The sequence below is a fragment of the Salmonella sp. K21076 genome (genome assembly GCF_039650795.1).
GTDB lineage: Bacteria > Pseudomonadota > Gammaproteobacteria > Enterobacterales > Enterobacteriaceae > Salmonella > Salmonella enterica.
In genome coordinates this window covers 92,843-113,806 of sequence record NZ_JBCLYA010000047.1, presented here as the reverse complement: position 1 = coordinate 113,806, position 20,964 = coordinate 92,843, and the positions used below count along the sequence as shown (strand labels likewise).

At 52.6% G+C, this 20,964-nt stretch carries 20 protein-coding genes and 1 pseudogene; 14 read left to right on the top strand and 7 right to left on the bottom strand.

What is annotated here, in order from left to right:
• The 7 genes from livF (at window position 1) to ugpQ (ending at window position 6,348) form a co-directional block, all read left to right on the top strand.
• Window positions 1-714, top strand: coding sequence for a high-affinity branched-chain amino acid ABC transporter ATP-binding protein LivF (livF, locus tag AAYN39_RS15445; RefSeq protein ID WP_000416114.1), 714 nt, complete (start codon window positions 1-3; stop codon window positions 712-714).
• A 163-nt stretch (window positions 715-877) separates the two neighbouring features.
• Window positions 878-1,156: a hypothetical protein gene (locus AAYN39_RS15440; RefSeq protein ID WP_000621260.1), complete on the top strand. Its 279-nt coding sequence runs from the start codon at window positions 878-880 to the stop codon at window positions 1,154-1,156.
• 231 nt (window positions 1,157-1,387) lie between these two features.
• Window positions 1,388-2,704 carry a sn-glycerol-3-phosphate ABC transporter substrate-binding protein UgpB gene (gene ugpB / locus AAYN39_RS15435; protein ID WP_000624747.1) on the top strand — a complete coding sequence of 439 codons (1,317 nt, stop codon included), beginning with the start codon at window positions 1,388-1,390 and terminating at the stop codon, window positions 2,702-2,704.
• A 104-nt stretch (window positions 2,705-2,808) separates the two neighbouring features.
• Window positions 2,809-3,696 (top strand): sn-glycerol-3-phosphate ABC transporter permease UgpA, encoded by an 888-nt coding sequence (gene ugpA, locus AAYN39_RS15430; RefSeq protein ID WP_000099302.1) that lies wholly within the window; start codon window positions 2,809-2,811, stop codon window positions 3,694-3,696.
• On the top strand, window positions 3,693-4,538 hold the full coding sequence (gene ugpE, locus AAYN39_RS15425; RefSeq protein ID WP_000572199.1) for a sn-glycerol-3-phosphate ABC transporter permease UgpE: 846 nt from the start codon (window positions 3,693-3,695) through the stop codon (window positions 4,536-4,538). The genes ugpA and ugpE overlap by 4 nt, the downstream gene beginning before the upstream one ends.
• 2 nt (window positions 4,539-4,540) lie before the next feature.
• The gene (locus AAYN39_RS15420) at window positions 4,541-5,611 is read left to right on the top strand and encodes a sn-glycerol-3-phosphate import ATP-binding protein UgpC (RefSeq protein ID WP_000907851.1); all 1,071 of its coding nucleotides are present in this window, start codon (window positions 4,541-4,543) and stop codon (window positions 5,609-5,611) included.
• Complete coding sequence (gene ugpQ, locus AAYN39_RS15415) at window positions 5,608-6,348, top strand: glycerophosphodiester phosphodiesterase (protein WP_000073552.1); 741 nt, start codon at window positions 5,608-5,610, stop codon at window positions 6,346-6,348. The genes AAYN39_RS15420 and ugpQ overlap by 4 nt, the downstream gene beginning before the upstream one ends.
• Here the strand turns inward: ugpQ and AAYN39_RS15410 are convergent.
• Window positions 6,345-6,716, bottom strand: a complete 372-nt coding sequence (locus AAYN39_RS15410; protein WP_000826039.1) for a DUF2756 family protein — start codon at window positions 6,714-6,716, stop codon at window positions 6,345-6,347. The genes ugpQ and AAYN39_RS15410 overlap by 4 nt on opposite strands.
• 125 nt (window positions 6,717-6,841) lie before the next feature.
• On the opposite strand from AAYN39_RS15410, the gene ggt reads away from it, so the two are divergent.
• Complete coding sequence (ggt, locus tag AAYN39_RS15405; protein WP_000805086.1) at window positions 6,842-8,584, top strand: gamma-glutamyltransferase; 1,743 nt, start codon at window positions 6,842-6,844, stop codon at window positions 8,582-8,584.
• 44 nt (window positions 8,585-8,628) lie between these two features.
• Here ggt and AAYN39_RS15400 read toward each other — a convergent pair whose 3' ends face one another.
• The 5 genes from AAYN39_RS15400 to yhhY form a co-directional block, all read right to left on the bottom strand.
• Window positions 8,629-9,663, bottom strand: a complete 1,035-nt coding sequence (locus AAYN39_RS15400; RefSeq protein ID WP_000675710.1) for a phosphotriesterase — start codon at window positions 9,661-9,663, stop codon at window positions 8,629-8,631.
• On the bottom strand, window positions 9,660-10,631 hold the full coding sequence (locus AAYN39_RS15395; protein ID WP_001038946.1) for a DMT family transporter: 972 nt from the start codon (window positions 10,629-10,631) through the stop codon (window positions 9,660-9,662). Before AAYN39_RS15395 ends, AAYN39_RS15400 begins: the two co-directional genes overlap by 4 nt.
• Window positions 10,632-10,684: 53 nt before the next feature.
• Window positions 10,685-11,446, bottom strand: coding sequence for a glutamine amidotransferase (locus tag AAYN39_RS15390; RefSeq protein ID WP_001066512.1), 762 nt, complete (start codon window positions 11,444-11,446; stop codon window positions 10,685-10,687).
• A 15-nt stretch (window positions 11,447-11,461) separates the two neighbouring features.
• Window positions 11,462-12,676 carry a PfkB family carbohydrate kinase gene (locus AAYN39_RS15385; protein ID WP_000667442.1) on the bottom strand — a complete coding sequence of 405 codons (1,215 nt, stop codon included), beginning with the start codon at window positions 12,674-12,676 and terminating at the stop codon, window positions 11,462-11,464.
• Window positions 12,677-12,940: 264 nt separating this feature from the next.
• The gene (yhhY, locus tag AAYN39_RS15380; RefSeq protein WP_001290280.1) at window positions 12,941-13,429 is read right to left on the bottom strand and encodes an N-acetyltransferase; all 489 of its coding nucleotides are present in this window, start codon (window positions 13,427-13,429) and stop codon (window positions 12,941-12,943) included.
• Between the two features lie 466 nt (window positions 13,430-13,895).
• On the opposite strand from yhhY, the gene AAYN39_RS15375 reads away from it, so the two are divergent.
• The 5 genes from AAYN39_RS15375 (at window position 13,896) to gntU (ending at window position 19,123) form a co-directional block, all read left to right on the top strand.
• Window positions 13,896-14,933: an oxidoreductase gene (locus AAYN39_RS15375; protein ID WP_000172399.1), complete on the top strand. Its 1,038-nt coding sequence runs from the start codon at window positions 13,896-13,898 to the stop codon at window positions 14,931-14,933.
• Between the two features lie 123 nt (window positions 14,934-15,056).
• On the top strand, window positions 15,057-15,752 hold the full coding sequence (locus tag AAYN39_RS15370; protein ID WP_000639789.1) for a pirin family protein: 696 nt from the start codon (window positions 15,057-15,059) through the stop codon (window positions 15,750-15,752).
• Window positions 15,753-16,118: 366 nt separating this feature from the next.
• Window positions 16,119-17,114 carry a gluconate operon transcriptional repressor GntR gene (gene gntR, locus AAYN39_RS15365; protein ID WP_000730239.1) on the top strand — a complete coding sequence of 332 codons (996 nt, stop codon included), beginning with the start codon at window positions 16,119-16,121 and terminating at the stop codon, window positions 17,112-17,114.
• A gap of 138 nt (window positions 17,115-17,252) precedes the next feature.
• Window positions 17,253-17,786: a gluconokinase gene (gntK, locus tag AAYN39_RS15360; protein ID WP_000108342.1), complete on the top strand. Its 534-nt coding sequence runs from the start codon at window positions 17,253-17,255 to the stop codon at window positions 17,784-17,786.
• A complete protein-coding gene (gene gntU, locus AAYN39_RS15355; RefSeq protein WP_000105950.1) occupies window positions 17,783-19,123 on the top strand; it encodes a gluconate transporter in 1,341 nt (446 codons plus the stop codon). The genes gntK and gntU overlap by 4 nt, the downstream gene beginning before the upstream one ends.
• Here the strand turns inward: gntU and AAYN39_RS15350 are convergent.
• A pseudogene (locus AAYN39_RS15350) lies at window positions 19,046-19,420 on the bottom strand (MarC family protein); the annotation flags it as partial. The gene gntU and the pseudogene AAYN39_RS15350 sit on opposite strands and share 78 nt — an antisense overlap.
• A gap of 125 nt (window positions 19,421-19,545) precedes the next feature.
• Between AAYN39_RS15350 and asd the strand changes: the two are divergent.
• On the top strand, window positions 19,546-20,652 hold the full coding sequence (gene asd, locus AAYN39_RS15345; RefSeq protein WP_000799940.1) for an aspartate-semialdehyde dehydrogenase: 1,107 nt from the start codon (window positions 19,546-19,548) through the stop codon (window positions 20,650-20,652).
• Window positions 20,653-20,964: the final 312 nt, after the last annotated feature.

The following is a 20,964-nucleotide window of genomic DNA, read 5'->3' as shown; positions in this document are numbered from 1 at the left end:
ATGGAAAAAACGATGTTAACGTTTGAAAAAGTCAGCGCCCACTACGGCAAGATTCAGGCGCTGCACGACGTCAGTCTGCACATCAACCAGGGGGAAATCGTTACCCTGATTGGCGCTAACGGCGCGGGGAAAACGACGCTGCTTGGCACCTTGTGCGGCGATCCGCGCGCCTCCAGCGGACGGGTGGTGTTTGACGGTAAAGACATCACCGACTGGCAGACGGCGAAAATCATGCGTGAAGCGGTGGCGATAGTGCCGGAAGGGCGGCGCGTCTTCTCGCGGATGACGGTGGAAGAGAACCTGGCGATGGGCGGTTTTTTTGCCGAGCGCGATCGGTTTCAGGAGCGTATCAAATGGGTGTACGAGCTGTTTCCGCGCCTGCATGAACGCCGTATCCAGCGAGCGGGCACCATGTCCGGCGGCGAACAGCAGATGCTGGCGATTGGTCGCGCGCTGATGAGCCAGCCGCGCCTGTTGCTGCTGGATGAACCGTCGCTGGGGCTGGCGCCGATCATCATCCAGCAGATCTTCGACACCATTGAGCAGTTGCGCGAGCAGGGTATGACCATCTTCCTTGTCGAGCAAAACGCTAACCAGGCGCTGAAGCTCGCCGACCGCGGTTATGTGCTGGAAAACGGCCACGTGGTGCTATCCGATACCGGTGATGCGCTGCTGGCGAACGAAGCGGTGCGCAGCGCCTATCTGGGCGGATAAGGCGCAGTTTACAGCTGCCATCTGGCAAACGCGCCCGGTGGCGCTACCGCTTACCGGACCTGGCGGATTACTCGGCATTCGGCAAATCAGTAGAACATTTTTCGTACCAATATGTTATAGTTGAGAATAGTTATCAACTATAACCACCGAAGAAGGAGCAAGGATGATACGTTCAGGCGCCTGCATAATGGGAACGCTGTTGTTCGCGGCTTCGTTCAGTGTTAACGCCTTAACCTCAAACGATTTTGATCCCCGCGATCCTGCTATCTGGCAAGAAGAAACCGCAACGCCTTATCCACTGGCCGCAACGACCTGCGAAGTGCGTCATCATCCGGATTGTGCAACGTGGGAGGATGAAAAATCCGACATTCAGCGTGAACGCGAGCGGCGAGATCAGCGGCGCTTACAAAATCTGTACAAAAAGTATTCTCATCGTGATTAACTGCTGACGCCAGCCAAATAACGCATGTCTGGTCAGCATTACGCTGTCAGACGTGCCGTAGCTCCCACTTTTCTTTTCCGGCGCTTTCACTGCCTTGCCATCTCTCTGTCGCCTTACTATCTTTTTTTGTAATAAAAAAGTTATTTTTCTGTCATTCGAGCATGTCATGTTACCCCCGCGAACATAAAACGCGTGATATCGCGCATCCCGGCACAAAAAGAGAGATAACCGATGATATCGTTACGACATACAGCTTTAGGACTGGCGCTGAGTCTGGCATTTACGGGTCAGGCGTTGGCCGTCACCACTATTCCATTCTGGCATTCAATGGAAGGGGAGTTAGGCAAAGAAGTTGATTCACTGGCGCAACGTTTCAACCAGGCCAATCCGGATTACAAAATCGTTCCGGTCTATAAGGGGAACTATGAACAGAACCTGAGCGCCGGGATCGCGGCATTCCGTACCGGCAACGCGCCGGCAATATTGCAGGTTTATGAGGTTGGGACAGCGACCATGATGGCCTCGAAAGCCATTAAGCCGGTTTATGAAGTGTTTAAAGACGCCGGTATTAACTTTGACGAGTCCCAGTTTGTACCAACCGTTGCAGGCTACTACACCGATGCTAAAAGCGGGCATCTGCTCTCCCAGCCCTTTAACAGCTCCACGCCGGTACTGTACTACAACAAAGACGCCTTTAAGAAAGCCGGTTTAGATCCGGAGCAGCCGCCGAAAACTTGGCAGGAGCTGGCTGACTATACCGCGAAATTGAGAGCGGCAGGCATGAAATGCGGTTACGCCAGCGGCTGGCAAGGCTGGATCCAACTGGAAAACTTCAGCGCCTGGAACGGTCTCCCCTTCGCCAGTAAAAACAATGGCTTTGACGGTACAGATGCGGTGCTGGAGTTTAATAAGCCAGAGCAGGTGAAACATATCGCGCTGCTGGAAGAGATGAATAAGAAAGGCGATTTTAGCTATGTTGGGCGTAAGGACGAGTCTACCGAGAAGTTTTATAACGGTGACTGCGCGATGACAACCGCGTCCTCCGGCTCGCTCGCCAATATCCGCCAGTATGCCAAATTTAACTATGGCGTGGGTATGATGCCGTATGACGCTGATATCAAGGGCGCGCCGCAAAACGCCATTATCGGCGGAGCCAGCCTATGGGTCATGCAGGGTAAAGATAAAGAAACCTATACCGGCGTCGCCAAATTCCTCGACTTCCTGGCAAAACCGGAAAACGCTGCTGAATGGCATCAAAAAACCGGCTACCTGCCGATTACCACCGCCGCCTACGAGCTGACCCGAGAGCAGGGTTATTACGATAAAAACCCCGGTGCGGATATCGCCACTCGCCAGATGTTGAATAAGCCGCCGTTACCCTTCACCAAAGGCTTGCGTCTGGGCAATATGCCGCAGATTCGTACCATCGTGGACGAAGAGCTGGAAAGCGTCTGGACCGGGAAGAAAACCCCACAACAGGCGTTGGATACCGCGGTGGATCGCGGGAATCAGTTACTGCGTCGTTTTGAGAAAGCGAGCAAATCTTAAGTGTATAAGTGCCTGATGGCGCTGCGCTTATCAGGCCTACAGCGTTTGTAGGCCGGATAAGGTGCTTGCACCGCCATCCGGCACCTTCCAGGAAAAGAACCTTCATGTCATCATCCCGTCCGGTGTTCCGCTCGCGCTGGCTGCCGTATTTACTGGTTGCTCCGCAGTTGGTTATCACCGTTATTTTCTTTATCTGGCCTGCGGGCGAAGCGCTGTGGTATTCGCTGCAAAGCGTCGATCCGTTTGGTTTTTCCAGCCAATTTGTCGGGCTGGAGAATTTCGTCGCGCTTTTTCACGACAGTTATTATCTCGACGCCTTCTGGACGACGATTAAATTCAGCGCGCTGGTCACGTTTAGCGGCCTGCTGGTCTCATTGTTTTTCGCCGCCCTGGTGGATTACGTGGTGCGCGGCAGCCGTTTTTATCAGACGCTGATGCTGCTGCCTTATGCCGTCGCGCCCGCCGTCGCCGCCGTATTGTGGATTTTCCTGTTTAACCCGGGGCGGGGATTAATCACCCATTTCCTCGGCGAATTCGGCTATGACTGGAACCACGCGCAAAACAGCGGTCAGGCGATGTTCCTGGTGGTATTTGCGTCAGTCTGGAAGCAGATTAGTTACAACTTTTTATTCTTCTTTGCCGCGCTGCAATCTATTCCCCGCTCGCTGGTGGAAGCGGCGGCCATTGACGGCGCCGGGCCGATTCGTCGTTTCTTCCGGCTTTCTTTGCCGCTTATTGCGCCGGTCAGTTTCTTCCTGCTGGTGGTCAACCTGGTGTATGCCTTTTTCGACACCTTCCCGGTGATTGACGCCGCGACCGCCGGCGGGCCGGTACAAGCCACCACGACGCTGATTTATAAGATTTATTGCGAAGGGTTTACCGGCCTGGATCTCTCGGCGTCCGCCGCGCAGTCGGTGGTGTTGATGTTCCTCGTCATCATTCTGACGGTGGTGCAGTTCCGCTATGTGGAAAGTAAGGTGCGTTACCAATGATAGAGAATCGTCGCGGGCTGACAATATTCAGCCATACCATGCTGATTCTGGGGATCGCGGTCATTTTGTTTCCGCTGTATGTCGCGTTTGTCGCGGCGACGCTGGACGACCGCGCGGTGTTTGAGACGCCGATGACGCTGCTTCCCGGCACGCAGTTACTGGAGAATATCAAAACTATTTGGGTCAACGGCGTCGGTGTTAATAGCGCGCCATTCTGGCTGATGATGCTTAACAGTTTCATTATGGCGTTCAGCATTACGGTAGGCAAAATCACGGTATCTATGCTTTCCGCATTCGCCATCGTCTGGTTTCGTTTTCCCCTGCGTAACCTGTTCTTCTGGATGATTTTTATCACCCTGATGTTGCCGGTTGAAGTGCGTATCTTCCCGACGGTGGAAGTGATCGCCAACCTGAAAATGCTCAACAGCTATGCCGGTCTGACGTTACCGCTGATGGCGTCCGCTACCGCCACTTTCCTGTTTCGTCAATTCTTCATGACGCTTCCGGATGAACTGGTGGAGGCGGCCCGTATTGACGGCGCGTCGCCGATGCGCTTTTTCCGCGACATCGTGTTGCCGCTGTCAAAAACCAACCTGGCGGCGTTATTCGTCATCACCTTTATCTACGGCTGGAACCAGTATCTGTGGCCGCTGTTGATTATCACCGACGTGAATCTTGGCACTGCCGTAGCGGGTATCAAAGGGATGATCGCCACTGGCGAAGGTACCACGCAATGGAACCAGGTGATGGCGGCAATGCTGCTGACTCTGATTCCCCCGGTCGTAATTGTGTTAGCCATGCAACGGGCGTTTGTGCGTGGTTTAGTGGACAGTGAGAAATAAAAATGGCTGGTTTAAAACTACAGGCAGTAACCAAAAGCTGGGGCGGCAAAACCCAGGTCATTCAACCGCTGACGCTGGACGTGGCGGATGGCGAATTTATCGTGATGGTCGGGCCGTCCGGCTGCGGCAAATCAACGTTGTTGCGGATGGTGGCCGGTCTGGAACGCGTGACCAGCGGCGATATCTGGATTGATCGCAAACGGGTCACCGAGATGGAGCCCAAAGATCGCGGCATCGCGATGGTATTTCAGAACTATGCTCTCTATCCCCATATGAGCGTAGAGGAGAACATGGCGTGGGGGCTGAAAATTCGCGGTATGAGCAAAGCGCATATTGAAGAACGCGTGCGGGAGGCGGCGCGCATTCTGGAGCTGGACGGCCTGCTTAAACGCCGTCCACGCGAGCTTTCCGGCGGTCAACGGCAGCGCGTGGCAATGGGGCGCGCGATCGTCCGCGAGCCGGCAGTCTTTTTATTCGACGAACCGCTCTCTAACCTCGACGCCAAGCTGCGCGTGCAGATGCGTCTGGAGTTACAACATCTGCATCGTCGCCTTCGTACCACCTCGCTCTATGTTACTCACGATCAGGTAGAGGCGATGACGCTGGCCCAGCGGGTGATGGTGATGAATAAAGGCGTCGCAGAACAGATTGGCACGCCGGTAGAGGTGTATGAAAAACCGGCCAGTCGCTTCGTGGCGAGCTTTATTGGCAGCCCGGCGATGAATCTGTTGGACGGCGTTATCAGCGCTTCCGGCGACCGTTTCGAATTGCCTGGCGGTCTGGCGTTGCCGATTGGTGCGGGCTATCGGGGTCATGCTGGACGTAAAATGACGCTGGGTATCCGCCCGGAGCATATTGCGTTAAGCTCGCAGGCGGAAGGCGGCGTGCCGTTAACGGTAGACACGCTGGAGATTCTGGGCGCGGATAATCTGGCGCATGGGCGCTGGGGCGATCAGAAACTGGTGGTGCGGTTGGCGCATCAGCAGCGCCCGGCGGCGGGCAGTACGCTATGGCTGCGTCTGCCGGAACATCAGCGACATCTTTTTGATGGCGAAACAGGACAACGTGTATGAGTAACTGGCCTTATCCTCACATTGTCGCCCATCGCGGCGGCGGTAAACTGGCGCCGGAAAACACTCTGGCGGCGATTGACGTGGGCGCGCGATACGGGCACACCATGATTGAGTTTGATGCCAAGCTGTCGAAAGACGGCGAAATTTTCCTGCTGCATGACGATAACCTGGAGCGCACCAGCAATGGTTGGGGTGTGGCGGGCGAGTTGAACTGGCAGGATTTATTGCGTGTGGACGCTGGCGGTTGGTTTAGCGGCGAATTTAAAGGCGAGCCGCTGCCGTTGCTCTCGCAGGTGGCGGAGCGCTGCCGTAAACACGGCATGATGGCGAATATTGAGATCAAACCGACAACGGGGAGCGGAAGGCTAACAGGACGTGTCGTGGCGTTGGCCGCCCGCGAACTGTGGGCCGGGATGACGCCGCCGCTGCTTTCTTCCTTTGAGATAGAGGCGCTGGAAGCGGCGCAGGCGGCAGTACCTGAACTGCCGCGCGGGTTACTACTGGATAAATGGCGTGAAGACTGGCGTGAACTGACGACCCGTCTGGGCTGTGTTTCCCTCCATCTCAACCATAAATTACTCGATGAGACGCGAGTGCAAGAGATTAAGGCCGCGGGTCTGCGGATTCTGGTGTATACCGTCAATCAGCCCCAGCGGGCGGCAGAGCTGCTGCGCTGGGGCGTGGATTGTATCTGCACCGATCGCATTGATGACATCGGCCCTCACTTTCAGTTTTAAGGGCTGATAGTTTTCAGCGGGATGTCAGGCTGCGGCGTCCCGCTGTCCTGCTGCAACATTGGCTGGGAATGGTTTAGCATCCGGTCCGGATTTCCGCTGCCGCTGAGCATTCCGCCCTGCGTATTGGGCAGCGTTTGCTGACCGAGCATACCGTTGCCCGGCTGTCCCTGCTGAACCCGCTGCGTATTGGCATTCAACTGCGACTGTAGATTTTGCTGCTGGCTGCGCGCCTGCGTTTGCATCTGCGTCTGCATACGCTGCTGGCTGGGGATTTGATAACCTGGCTGATTAGGATTATTCATAGTGTTAATTGGCTGGGCCAATACAGCAAAGGGTAATAAAGCCGTAATAAGTAGTAAGCGTTTCATTGTCGTCTCCTCCCGATGAGGCCTCTTTTTAAGTGTACCTCTATTTCGCCATGATGATGATTTTTTAAGCGTTGTGGACCAGGATTAAACGGGACATACACCCCTTTATCTGGAGAAAAACAACGATGAAACCAACGTTTATGCGCTGGGTGGCGATCGCCGCTCTGCTGGCCGGGGGGACGTTTAGCGCGGTGGCCAATCCTCCCGTCGCGCCGCCAGTCTCCTATGGTGTTGAAGAAGATGTCTTTCATCCTGTACGGGCGACGCAAGGGATGGTGGCGTCCGTGGATGCAATGGCGACGCAGGTTGGCGTGGATATCTTAAAGCAGGGCGGTAATGCCGTGGATGCCGCCGTCGCCGTGGGCTATGCGCTGGCTGTCACGCATCCGCAAGCCGGGAATCTGGGCGGCGGGGGATTTATGCTGCTGCGCACTAAAGATGGCGCTACCACGGCGATCGATTTTCGTGAAATGGCGCCGGCTGCCGCGACCCGTGATATGTTCCTCGACGATCAGGGTAACGCCGATGCGAAAAAGTCGCTGACGTCGCATCTGGCATCCGGTACGCCGGGTACCGTGGCGGGTTTCTCGCTGGCGCTGGAGAAATACGGCACGATGCCGCTGAATAAAGTGGTGCGTCCGGCGATGAAGCTGGCGGAAGAGGGTTTTGTGGTTAACGATGCGCTGGCCGACGACTTAAAAACTTACGGCAGCGAAGTGATCCCCAACCATGAGAACAGCAAAGCCATTTTCTGGAAAGACGGCGAGCCGCTGAAAAAAGGCGATAAGCTGATCCAGAAGAATCTGGCGAAAAGCCTGGAAATGATTGCCGAAAACGGCCCGGCTGCGTTTTATAAAGGGGCGATTGCCGACCAGATTGCCGGGGAAATGCAGAAGAACGGCGGTCTGATGACCAAAGAGGATTTAGCCAGCTATAAAGCCGTTGAGCGTACGCCAATCAGCGGTGACTATCGCGGGTATCAGGTTTTCTCCATGCCGCCGCCGTCCTCGGGCGGTATTCACATCGTGCAAATCCTCAATATTCTTGAAAATTTCGACATGAAGAAGTACGGCTTTGGCAGCGCCGATGCCATGCAAATCATGGCGGAAGCGGAAAAATACGCCTACGCTGACCGCTCAGAGTATCTGGGCGATCCGGACTTTGTGAAAGTGCCGTGGCAGGCGCTGACCAACAAAGCCTATGCGAAAACGTTGGCCGATCAAATAGATATTAATAAGGCAAAACCTTCCAGCCAGATCAAACCGGGCAAGCTCGCCCCGTATGAAAGCAACCAGACCACCCACTTCTCGGTGGTGGATAAAGACGGCAATGCTGTGGCGGTGACCTATACCCTGAACACCACCTTCGGCACAGGAATTGTGGCGGGAAATACCGGTATTCTGCTGAATAATCAAATGGATGATTTTTCTGCTAAGCCTGGTGTACCCAATGTTTATGGCCTAGTGGGCGGCGATGCTAACGCGGTCGAACCAAAAAAACGTCCGCTGTCGTCGATGTCGCCGACTATCGTGGTAAAAGACGGCAAAACCTGGCTGGTGACCGGTAGCCCTGGCGGGAGTCGAATCATCACTACTGTGCTGCAAATGGTAGTGAACAGCATTGATTTTGGCATGAACGTCGCCGAAGCGACCAACGCGCCGCGTTTCCATCATCAATGGTTGCCGGACGAACTGCGGGTAGAAAAGGGCTTCAGCCCCGATACGCTGAAGTTGCTGGAACAGAAAGGGCAGAAAGTCGCGCTGAAAGAAGCGATGGGCAGCACCCAAAGTATTATGGTTGGACCGGATGGCGAACTGTACGGTGCGTCTGACCCGCGTTCCGTGGATGATTTAACGGCGGGATACTGATTTTTAATTCCAGGCCCGGTGTCAGACACCGGGCTATTTGCAGATTATGCCGTGAGTAATCGGGCTGGATTATCAATACAAAGCTTGCGCAGAGTATCGTTGTCTACTCCGCGAGCAGCCAAATAGGCGAGGAAAACATTCGGGACAAACCCCCAGCCATTTCCGCCATTTTTCGCCCACATCTGTTTGAGAAAAACATCATGGCTTAAAACGATTTGGTCGGCGTAACCCAGTGCAATCAGATTCGCTACTGCATCTGCGGTCTCCTGAACGCCCGGCGCGACACCTTCTTTTGGAAAGGTGATGTCCAGACCAATCATGTCAAATTCAAGCCATACGCCGCGGTCGAGCATTTTACGTTGATAGACGACATCTTTTCCTGAAGGGTCCGAATGCGCCAGCGAGACTTTTGCCGGAGAGACGTTCATTTCTTCCAGCACGATATCCAGCACCTCATCACCCAGTCGCAGCCACCCTGGCATATGGATATTCATCGCCGTGTGGGGGTTGTTACATTGTGCCAGAGACGCTGCCCGCAGGCTGTTACGCTCCGCTTGGGTAAACGCGGGAGATACGCCGATTTCACCGATCATGCCAGCGCGAATATCCGTCTCGCCAATACCCTGATTCAGTTCTTTATCAATGAGTGAGGCTAACAGCTCAACAGGTTTATGGATCCGGGTGCTTTCAAATTTCTCCAGATAAGGCCCGGATGACGCAACGATATTCAAACCCGTTTTTAAGGCAACTTCTCGTAGCGCTGAGGCATCCCGTCCAATGGATTCTGAACCGGTGGCGTCGACAATCGTCCTGCCGCCCAAAGACATAAAGTTATTGATTTCGAAGATAACATCATCAATCTCTTTTCTGTCCATGTTATCGGCGCAGCAGTATGGGTCGTGTTTCAGCCCCCACTGCAGGTCAGCACTGACTTTCTTTCCCACCAGTTGCTGTGAAAAAGCATAATGTGGCTCGTCTACGACCGAAGACAGATCGTTAAACAGATGTTCATGCGGTAGCGTCAGCCCCATATCCGTATGCGCCACCGGGCCTGTTACGGTTTGCAGGAAACCTTTCATTCTGACACCTCCATTTTTTGCGCCATTTTGGATGCTCTGTATTCAGGGATGGTGGTCACAATCGCACCGACTAACGCGAACAGCGTACCGATGATGGTGACCAGGTAGACCGTATTGCCTAATGAAGGGATCAATTCATCAATTAGCACTGAGCCAAGCAGTTGGCCTGCTGTTGACGCTACGCCCAGCATCAATAGCCCTAAGCCTCTCACCAGAATCGCCATTAGCCCGATGGATAGCAGACCCAGCGGACCACCGAGATACATCCACCATGTATCGGGTAACTGGATGGTGACATGGCCTAATGCGATACGTATCGCCAGCGCCGCGCCCAGGACACAAAAGCCGACGATGAAGTTCCATGTAATGGACACCAGCATGGAGCCCGTTGCCTCGGCGACTTTCGCATTCCCCGCAGGCTGCCAGCCAGCGAGTAACCCTGCCAAAAAGGGGAGGATAGCGAGCAGGATAAACGAGGTTGAGTGCCACTGTGGCGACACGACAAAAATGGTGGCGATAACGGCGAACAATGCGCCAGTAATGCGCCATGGCGTAAAATATTTTTTCTCCTCCACGCCGATGCCAAAACGGTCGCACAGCAGGCCGGAAAGAAGCAGAGCGGAAATTAATGCCGTTTGAAAGGTGGCAACGCCCAGCGCGCTGGCGGATGCGCCTTCAGAAAATACGACCATCGCCCCGCATAATCCTGCAAACCAATTCCATAGCGGGATTTTTCTCTTTTTAATCAGAGTAGGGATTGAGGCGAATTGCTGGCGTGTTTCTTTGCGCGCAATAATAATAAAAAACATGACGACCAGACCGCTGGCAAACGAGATTACTGCGCAAGCATTACCGTCTTGTAACCAATGTCCTAACTGCCCATTAACGGCAGACTGCATCGGGGAAAGCATACCGGCTAAGATGGTGGCAAGCATCAGTAAGGGGGTTGAGTACTTATTCTTGTTCATACATCAATCCTTATATTTTATAAAAGGAGTAACTTTCGTTACTCCATTGTTTTTTATTTTCTGGCGATGAATTGAAGCGTGTTGACCCACAGGTCGGTATAAAATGGCCATGACATAAACTGCTGGGTTCCCCAGTGTGGGGAGCAGTCACTCATAAAGCAGGCGGTTTTACCCTGTTGGTATTCACCGAACACTAACAATGGGTCATTATTTATTGTTAATACGACATCGGCATCGTCTCTGGCGACGACCTGGTTATATCCAAGAAATACCGGGTAATCTGAGAACCCGTTAACAACAGGATGTTCAGGTGAGACAGCCTCAGCACAAATACCCTCTGGCTTTTCTACCCGGTCATCGCCGTCAAGCATAATAACTGGCAGAACCTCAGCAAGAACGGTGTTCTTATAATTGGCTTTTGCCTCAATACCCATAAATGACAGATAACCGCCAATCATGAGTAGTCCACCGCCATTTTTGACGTACTCTTTAATGGATTCCAGAGCGTTTGGTTTTATTTTTAGCTGATAGAAGGTTTCATTTTGTAGCAGGAAGGTATTACTACCAATGTCGCTAATAACAATCACATCATAACGATTTAATTCGTCAATACTCTCTGGAAAGGCAATTTGTACCGTGTGGGCAGGCATGTAATCAATATCAACGCCGCCTTTCCTCAGGCATTCCAGTAACCATGTCGCGCCTTCTTCATATTTACTGGAGGTGAAACTGTCATAACCTTTTGAATGAATCATATGAATATGCCAGGATTCTCCAATAAAGAGCACCTTTAGTTTTTTCTGCGTATTGTTCATAGTCTGCTCCTTGATTTAGTGAGTAGAGATAGTTTGTTTGTAATGTGAACCCTGAATACGATGAAGAACGGAGTCGTTTTCCGGCATATCAGAGGCATTAGGCGTTTCAACCGCAAGTGAGGCAAATGCGCTGGCGTAGCACAATGCGGATGCCAGTGACTTTCCTTTTGCAAGGCCAGATGAGAGGGCGCCATTGAAAGCGTCACCCGCTCCCGCCGTATTTTTTACAACTGCCGGAAATGCCGGGGAATAGATGAATTGTGTGCCGTCATAAGCAAGCGAACCTTTGCTACCTAATGTAATAATGGTATTTTTGACGCCTTTCTGGTGAATAATTTTGGCCGCGCATTTGGCTGATTCGATATCATTAACCGCCATATTGGCCAGCAGGCCGGCTTCCGTTTCATTTGGCGTAATATAGTCAATGTTATCAATGATGGTGTTAACCATGTCATTGTACGGCGCTGGATTGATGATGACCGGTATGTCATTTTTTTGTGCGAGACGAATTGTTTGCTGCAGCGCTTCGTAATTCGTCTCCAGTTGGACAAGAACAATATCTGAATGAACAATGGCTTCTTTTTGAATGGTGATTTCATCAGGGGAAATTGTCATGTTGGCGCCAGGGTAGATAGCGATGACATTATCTCCGGTATCACCATTCACCATGATGGTTGCTGTACCTGTTTGTGTTTCTTTGGTCTGGTAGATAACACTTTTATGGATTTTTGATGAGTTTATAAAATTAATGGCGTAATCGCTAAAATGATCTGAGCCGACTTTAGTAATAAAATGCACATCAGAATCGGCATAGCTTGCTGCTAATGCCTGATTACATCCCTTACCGCCGGGTGAAAAAATAAATTTATCGGCCAGCAATGATTCTCCCGTTGAGGGTAATCTCGGTAGATAACTGATAATATCAACATTGAACGAGCCAATAACACATACATTATTTTTCATGGCAGAGAGACCTTTTTTTATTTTCTGCGCTGATTCATATTTTTCCAGCACATAAGCAATTTCATTTTTTGCGACGTTATCAAGAGAATCAAGGGTAATAAATGCACCACCATGACAGCGAGTAAGATATCCCTGTCCGGCAAGTTCATTGAGATCTGAACGAATAGTTTCCTTTGTTACCTTGAGACTTTTCGCCAGATTTGAAACTTTTACAACTCCCGAAATACTGAGTTCCTTCAATATTCTATGATGGCGTTCAAATTTCATTTTTTACCTCACCGTGGTTAAATTAGTCCCGGGAGGAGTATATTGTTGTGATTGTCACCATAAAGTGATGGCAGAAACCAAAAAAAAACAAAAATGTAATATTAATATTGCTAAAATTACGGAAAAAACGGTGATAAAGCTTAAAGTGGTAATAACCATGAAATTCAAGTGGTTATTGTTTTGATATAGGGGAAGTAGGCTGCAATAACTGGAATGTTGTGAAGGTTTGTGACGTTTCGCCCCACAGGGTGGGGCGGGGAAGCGCTATTTCACGCGCGCCATAAAGTACGTATCAACGTACTCACCGTTGCGCAGGCCGTATTTCTTACCGGTGCCTTCGATTTCAAAGCCGTACTTCTTATACACCGCCACCGCGGGCTCGTTATCAACAAACACCGTTAACTCAATACGCTCGACGCGCAGCCAGTTGTCACACATGTCGATCATCGTGCGGATCAGCGCGCTGGCAATGCCGCGATTGTGCCACCGGGCATCCACGCAGATACCAAAATCGGCCACGTGGCTGCGACGGGGACGTTGGGTGACCTGAATAGAAAGATGGCCAACGACAATATCGTCAATGCAGGCAACCAGTTGTTTAACCCCGGCTTGCTCGGTTAGCCGCGCCTGCCACATTTCGAGGGAAGGATGAGGAACCTGTAGCGTGTTGTGGTACACCTCCGGCTGGGCGTGGATCTGACGAATGGCGTCGTAATCTTTCGGTTCAGCGTGGCGTATCACTATTTCACTCATTCCTTATCTCCTGCAGGGTTAATTGTGTATTTACACTCGCTGAGAAAGAAAATTCCGTCAACCGCATTTTTTTGCAAAAAGAAGTAGACAAGTGCGAATGAGAATGATTATTATTGCCTTGCATTCAGGGGAACCCCTACGGATAACCTGAAAGCATGACATTGCTCACATTGCTTCCAGTTTTATTTTGGCCAGCTTTTGCTGGCTTTTTTTTTGGTTTTGTTTCAGCCTGGCTTACTTGTCATTTTGTCCCCGGGAAGTGCTCGTGCTCCTCACGTACATTTAGTACGCTCCGGGCCCTGCGCGCTTGCCGTGAACAAACTGACCGCGACGCTGACGGCCGATCTTGAGGCATCTGCTTTTGTAGGCCCGAAAAGGCTTCTCCGCCACCGTCAAAGAATCCAACATTCAGTCTCCTCACGCTTTGCGCTATGGTGTAAACAATCATCTTCAAAAGGATCGTCTCATGACCTTACACTGCGCATTTATTGGATTCGGCAAAAGTACCACCCGTTACCATCTCCCCTACGTTCTGAATCGTAAAGATACCTGGCATGTCGCGCATATTTTCCGTCGTCACGCTAAACCGGAAGAGCAGGCGCCGCAGTATTCGCATATTCACTTCACCAGCGATCTGGATGAGGTGTTGGGCGATCCGCAGGTAAAACTGGTGATCGTCTGTACGCATGCTGACAGCCATTTCGAATACGCCAAACGCGCGCTGGAAGCGGGTAAAAATGTGCTGGTTGAGAAACCTTTCACGCCGACGCTGGCGGAGGCAAAAGTGTTGTTCGAACTGGCGCGAAGCAAAGGACTGACCGTCACGCCATATCAGAATCGGCGTTTTGATTCCTGTTTTCTCACTGCTAAAAAAGCGATTGAGAGCGGGAAACTGGGCAAGATTGTCGAAATTGAAAGCCATTTCGATTATTACCGCCCGGTAGCAGAAACCAAACCGGGCCTGCCGCAGGATGGCGCATTCTATGGACTTGGCGTCCACACTATGGATCAAATTATTTCGCTATTTGGCCGCCCGGATCATGTCGCGTATGACATTCGTAGCCTGCGTAATAAAGCGAATCCGGATGACACCTTTGAAGCGCAATTGTTCTACGGTGCCCTGAAAGCCATTGTGAAAACCAGCCATCTGGTGAAAATCGACTATCCGAAGTTTATTGTTCACGGCACCAAAGGTTCGTTTGTGAAATACGGTATCGATCAACAAGAAACCAGCCTGAAAGCGAACATTATGCCTGGCGAGCCGGGTTTTGCCGCTGACGAATCCGTCGGTGTGCTGGAATATGTTAACGATGAAGGCGTTACGGTGAAAGAAGAGGTGAAACCGGAAACGGGTGACTATGGTCGCGTCTATGATGCGCTGTACCAGACGTTGACCATCGGTACGCCTAATTATGTCAAGGAATCTGAAGTTCTTACCAATCTGGAAATCCTCGAACGTGCCTTCGAACAGGCAACGCCTGCGACGATAACCCTCGCTAAATAGCCCTTACAGACTCCTCTGCGCTTATTCATATTTTTTGAACAGAGGAGTCAATTTTCACCCTCTATGATCCCGGACGGAATGAGTCCACACTTATTCCATCGAAAACATCTGGGGGTGAACACAATGATCTACTTACGCAAAGCAAACGACCGCGGTCATGCGAATCATGGCTGGCTTGACTCCTGGCATACCTTTTCTTTTGCCGATTATTACGATCCGAACTTTATGGGGTTCTCGGCGCTACGTGTGATTAACGACGATGTGATCGACGCAGGCCAGGGTTTCGGCACGCATCCGCATAAAGACATGGAAATTTTGACCTATGTGCTGGAAGGTGCTGTAGAACACCAGGACAGTATGGGCAATAAAGAACAGGTTCCGGCAGGTGAATTCCAGATTATGAGCGCCGGGACCGGCGTTCGCCACTCCGAGTACAACCCGAGCAAAACGGATCGTCTGCGGCTGTACCAGATCTGGATCATTCCGCAAGAAACAGGCATCACGCCGCGCTACGAACAGCGCCGCTTCGACGCCGCGCAGGGCAAGCAACTGGTGCTTTCGCCAGATGCTCGCGATGGTTCGCTGAAGGTCCACCAGGATATGGAGCTGTACCGCTGGGCGCTGCTCAAAGATGAGCAATCGGTGCATCAGATTGCCGCCGAGCGCCGCGTCTGGATACAGGTGGTAAAAGGTAACGTGACCATTAACGGTACCAAAGCGACGACCAGCGACGGCCTGGCGATTTGGGATGAGCAGGCAATCTCGATTCATGCCGACAGCGACAGTGAAGTGTTACTGTTTGACCTGCCGCCAGTCTAAAAATACACGTCATCCTTCAAGCTGCATCTGTGTTGGCTTTATTACTCGGCCCATCCATAGGCCTCGCCCCTTCGGGGCCGCTGCGAGCAGCGTTCAAATCTGCTCCCGGCAGATTTGTCGCTCACCCCGGTCGCGTACTTAATGTACGCTCCCGGGGATTTACTGAGGGACATCCTTGTCCCTCACCAGAGGCAACCTTCGGTTGTTCAAATTCGTTCCTGACGAATTTGTCACTGCGTCGCCGCCTTGATGCAACTCGAATGATTTTGTGTATTTCTCATAATAAAAACTCCTTTTTCTCTGCGAAGGTTCACGCACGTCCGTGGTAAACTGGGGAAATCTATCCCTTTTTAACGCTTCAGGACGATGAAAAAGAAAAGACCCGTACTTCAGGATGTAGCCGACCGCGTGGGCGTGACCAAAATGACGGTCAGCCGCTTTTTGCGTAACCCGGAGCAGGTCTCCGTGGCGCTGCGGGGCAAAATTGCCGCTGCACTTGATGAGCTGGGTTATATTCCCAATCGCGCTCCTGATATCCTTTCTAACGCCACCAGTCGCGCTATCGGCGTGCTGTTACCGTCTCTCACCAACCAGGTCTTTGCGGAAGTGTTACGCGGCATTGAGGCCGTCACCGATGCCCACGGGTATCAGACCATGCTGGCGCACTACGGCTATAAACCGGAGATGGAGCAGGAGCGCCTGGAATCGATGCTCTCCTGGAATATCGACGGTCTTATCCTCACAGAACGTACCCATACGCCGCGCACCTTAAAAATGATCGAAGTCGCCGGGATTCCGGTGGTGGAACTGATGGACAGCCAGTCGCCGTGTCTCGATATTGCCGTTGGTTTTGACAACTTCGAGGCCGCCCGTCAGATGACCGCCGCGATTATCGCGCGTGGTCATCGTCATATCGCCTATCTGGGGGCGCGCCTCGACGAACGTACTATCATCAAGCAGAAGGGCTATGAACAGGCGATGCGGGACGCCGGCCTGGTTCCTTACAGTGTGATGATGGAGCAATCTTCATCCTACTCTTCCGGTATCGAACTCATGCGCCAGGCGCGACGCGAATACCCACAGCTTGACGGTATTTTTTGCACCAACGATGACCTGGCGGTGGGGGCGGCCTTCGAATGCCAGCGCCTGGGGCTAAAAATCCCGGACGACATGGCGATCGCCGGGTTCCACGGTCATGACATCGGCCAGGTGATGGAACCGCGTCTGGCAAGCGTCCTGACGCCGCGCGAGCGAATGGGCAGCATTGGCGCGGAACGTCTGTTGGCCCGCATTCGCGGCGAAACGGTCACGCCGAAAATGTTAGATTTAGGTTTCACCTTGTCACCGGGCGGATCTATTTAGTCTGACAACTTTGAAGTAGCTCACACTTATTCACTTTTGGCACGAATGGTCATTGCGTCGTGAATGGTGCGGTTGGACAATGTTACCGATAACAGTTACCCGTAACAAATTTTGCAACTTGTAGAGTGGGGTCCCGCTTTGAGCACGACTAATCATGATCACCACGTTTACGTTCTGATGGGCGTATCAGGCAGCGGTAAATCCGCTGTCGCAAGCGCCGTGGCGCATCAGCTTCATGCCGCGTTTCTGGACGGCGATTTTCTGCATCCGCGCTGCAATATTGAAAAAATGGCTTCCGGCGAGCCGTTGAATGATGATGACCGCAAACCGTGGTTGCAGGCGCTGAACGACGCCGCTTTCGCGATGCAGCGTACCAATAAAATCTCGCTGATTGTCTGTTCCGCACTGAAAAAACACTATCGCGACCTGCTGCGCGAGGGAAACCCGAATCTCTCCTTTATCTATCTGAAAGGTGATTTCGACGTCATTGAAAGCCGTCTGAAAGCGCGCAAAGGTCATTTCTTCAAAACCCAGATGCTGGTGACGCAGTTTGAAACGCTGCAAGAGCCGGGTGCCGACGAACGCGATGTTCTGGTGGTGGATATCGACCAGCCGCTGGAAGGCGTTGTGGCGAGCACCATTGAGGTCATCAATAAAGGCAGTACGCTGTGAGTACATTAACACTGGTTTTAACCGCCGTCGGTTCCGTCTTACTGCTGCTGTTTCTCGTGATGAAGGCGCGTATGCACGCCTTCGTCGCGTTAATGGTCGTCTCAATGGGCGCGGGGCTTTTTTCAGGGATGCCGCTTGATAAAATCGCCGCGACCATGGAAAAAGGGATGGGCGGCACGCTGGGCTTCCTGGCGATTGTGGTCGCGCTGGGGGCGATGTTCGGTAAAATTCTGCATGAAACCGGCGCGGTCGATCAGATAGCCGTGAAAATGCTTAAATCCTTTGGCCATAACCGCGCGCACTATGCGATTGGCCTTGCCGGGCTGATTTGCGCGCTCCCGCTATTCTTTGAAGTGGCGATTGTGCTGCTGATAAGTGTGGCGTTCTCTATGGCGCGTCATACCGGCACAAACCTGGTGAAGCTGGTCATTCCGCTGTTTGCGGGCGTGGCGGCAGCCGCGGCGTTTTTGTTGCCTGGGCCTGCGCCGATGCTGCTGGCTTCCCAGATGCATGCTGATTTCGGCTGGATGATCCTGATTGGGCTGTGCGCCGCCATTCCTGGCATGATTATCGCCGGGCCGCTGTGGGGGAATTTTATCAGCCGTTACGTTGAGCTGCGTATTCCTGACGACATTACCGAGCCGCATCTGGGCGAAGGCAAAATGCCTTCTTTCGGCTTCAGCCTGTCGCTGATCCTGCTGCCGTTGGTGCTGGTAGGACTGAAAACGATCGCCGCGCGCTTTGTGCCGGAAGGTTCCACCGCTTATGAATGGTTTGAGTTTATCGGCCACCCCTTCACTGCGATTCTGGTCGCTTGTCTGGTAGCGATTTACGGCCTGGCGATGCGCCAGGGGATGCCGAAAGACAAAGTGATGGAAATCTGCGGCCACGCGCTACAACCGGCGGGCATTATTCTGCTGGTGATTGGCGCAGGCGGGGTGTTCAAACAGGTACTGGTTGACTCCGGCGTCGGCCCGGCGCTGGGCGAAGCGTTAACCGGTATGGGACTGCCGATTGCCATTACCTGCTTTGTGCTGGCGGCGGCGGTGCGCATCATTCAGGGTTCCGCGACCGTGGCGTGTTTAACCGCGGTCGGTCTGGTGATGCCGGTCATTGAGCAACTGAATTTCTCCGGCGCGCAGATGGCGGCGCTCTCTATCTGTATCGCCGGCGGTTCAATTGTGGTTTCTCATGTTAACGACGCTGGCTTCTGGCTGTTCGGTAAATTTACCGGCGCGACCGAAGCGCAGACGCTGAAGACCTGGACGATGATGGAAACTATCCTCGGCACGGTCGGCGCGATTGTCGGGATGATTGCTTTCCAACTGCTGAGCTGAGTCTTGTTGCCCGGTGGCGCTGTGCTTACCGGGCCTGGAAACGGGCACATATCGATACCGTAAGCCGGGTAAGGCGTAATCGCTACCCGGTTTTTTTATTGAGGTGTGCATGGCAATCGCCCAACGACATTTTGCCTCGCCATGTTTCAGTACGCGCATAAAAGCAGGCAAATTTCTACGCTGATCCATAATTAGGATCAATAAAACAGCGACGGAAATGATTCCCTTCCTAACGCAAATTCCCTGATAATCGCCACTGGACTTTCTGCTTGCGCGGTAAGGCAGGATAAGTCGCATTACTGATGGCTTCGCTATCATTGATTAATTTCACTTGCGACTTTGGCTGCTTTTTGTATGGTGAAGGATGCGCCACAGGATACTGGCGCGCATACACAGCACATCTCTTTGCAGGAAAAAACGCTATGAAAAATGTTGGTTTTATCGGCTGGCGCGGAATGGTCGGCTCTGTTCTCATGCAACGCATGGTAGAGGAGCGCGATTTCGACGCTATTCGCCCTGTTTTCTTTTCTACCTCCCAGTTTGGACAGGCGGCGCCCACCTTCGGCGACACCTCCACCGGCACGCTACAGGACGCTTTTGATCTGGATGCGCTAAAAGCGCTCGATATCATCGTGACCTGCCAGGGCGGCGATTATACCAACGAAATTTATCCAAAGCTGCGCGAAAGCGGATGGCAGGGTTACTGGATTGACGCGGCTTCTACGCTGCGCATGAAAGATGATGCCATTATTATTCTCGACCCGGTCAACCAGGACGTGATTACCGACGGACTGAACAATGGCGTGAAGACCTTTGTGGGCGGTAACTGTACCGTTAGCCTGATGTTGATGTCGCTGGGCGGTCTCTTTGCCCATAATCTCGTTGACTGGGTATCCGTCGCGACCTATCAGGCCGCCTCCGGCGGCGGCGCGCGCCATATGCGCGAGCTGTTAACCCAAATGGGGCAGTTGTATGGCCATGTCGCCGATGAACTGGCGACGCCGTCTTCCGCAATTCTTGATATTGAACGCAAAGTTACGGCATTGACCCGCAGCGGCGAGCTGCCGGTGGATAACTTTGGCGTACCGCTGGCGGGAAGCCTGATCCCCTGGATCGACAAACAGCTTGATAACGGCCAAAGCCGCGAAGAGTGGAAAGGCCAGGCGGAAACCAACAAGATCCTCAATACTGCCTCTGTGATCCCGGTTGATGGTTTGTGCGTGCGCGTCGGCGCGCTGCGCTGTCACAGCCAGGCGTTCACCATTAAGCTGAAAAAAGAGGTATCCATTCCGACGGTGGAAGAACTGCTGGCGGCACATAATCCGTGGGCGAAAGTGGTGCCGAACGATCGTGATATCACTATGCGCGAATTAACCCCGGCGGCGGTGACCGGCACGTTGACTACGCCGGTTGGTCGTCTGCGTAAGCTGAACATGGGGCCAGAGTTCTTGTCGGCGTTTACCGTAGGCGACCAGTTGTTATGGGGCGCCGCCGAGCCGCTGCGTCGAATGCTGCGCCAGTTGGCGTAGTGGCTATTGCAGCGCTTATCGGGCCTGCGTGTGGTTCTGTAGGCCGGATAAGGCGTGTCAGCGCCGCCATCCGGCAATATCCGCCAGATAAGGCGTAGTCGGCAAGCAGACGTCAGATTGATATGTAGGGTGCATCGTCACCTTTTTTTGCGTAATACAGGAGTAAACGCAGATGTTTCATTTTTATCAGGAGTTAAGCAGAGCATTGGCTATTCTTTAAGGGTAGCTTAATCCCACGGGTATTAAGCCTAACCTGAAGGTAGGACGACGCAGATAGGATGCACAGTGTGCTGCGCCGTTCAGGTCAAAGAA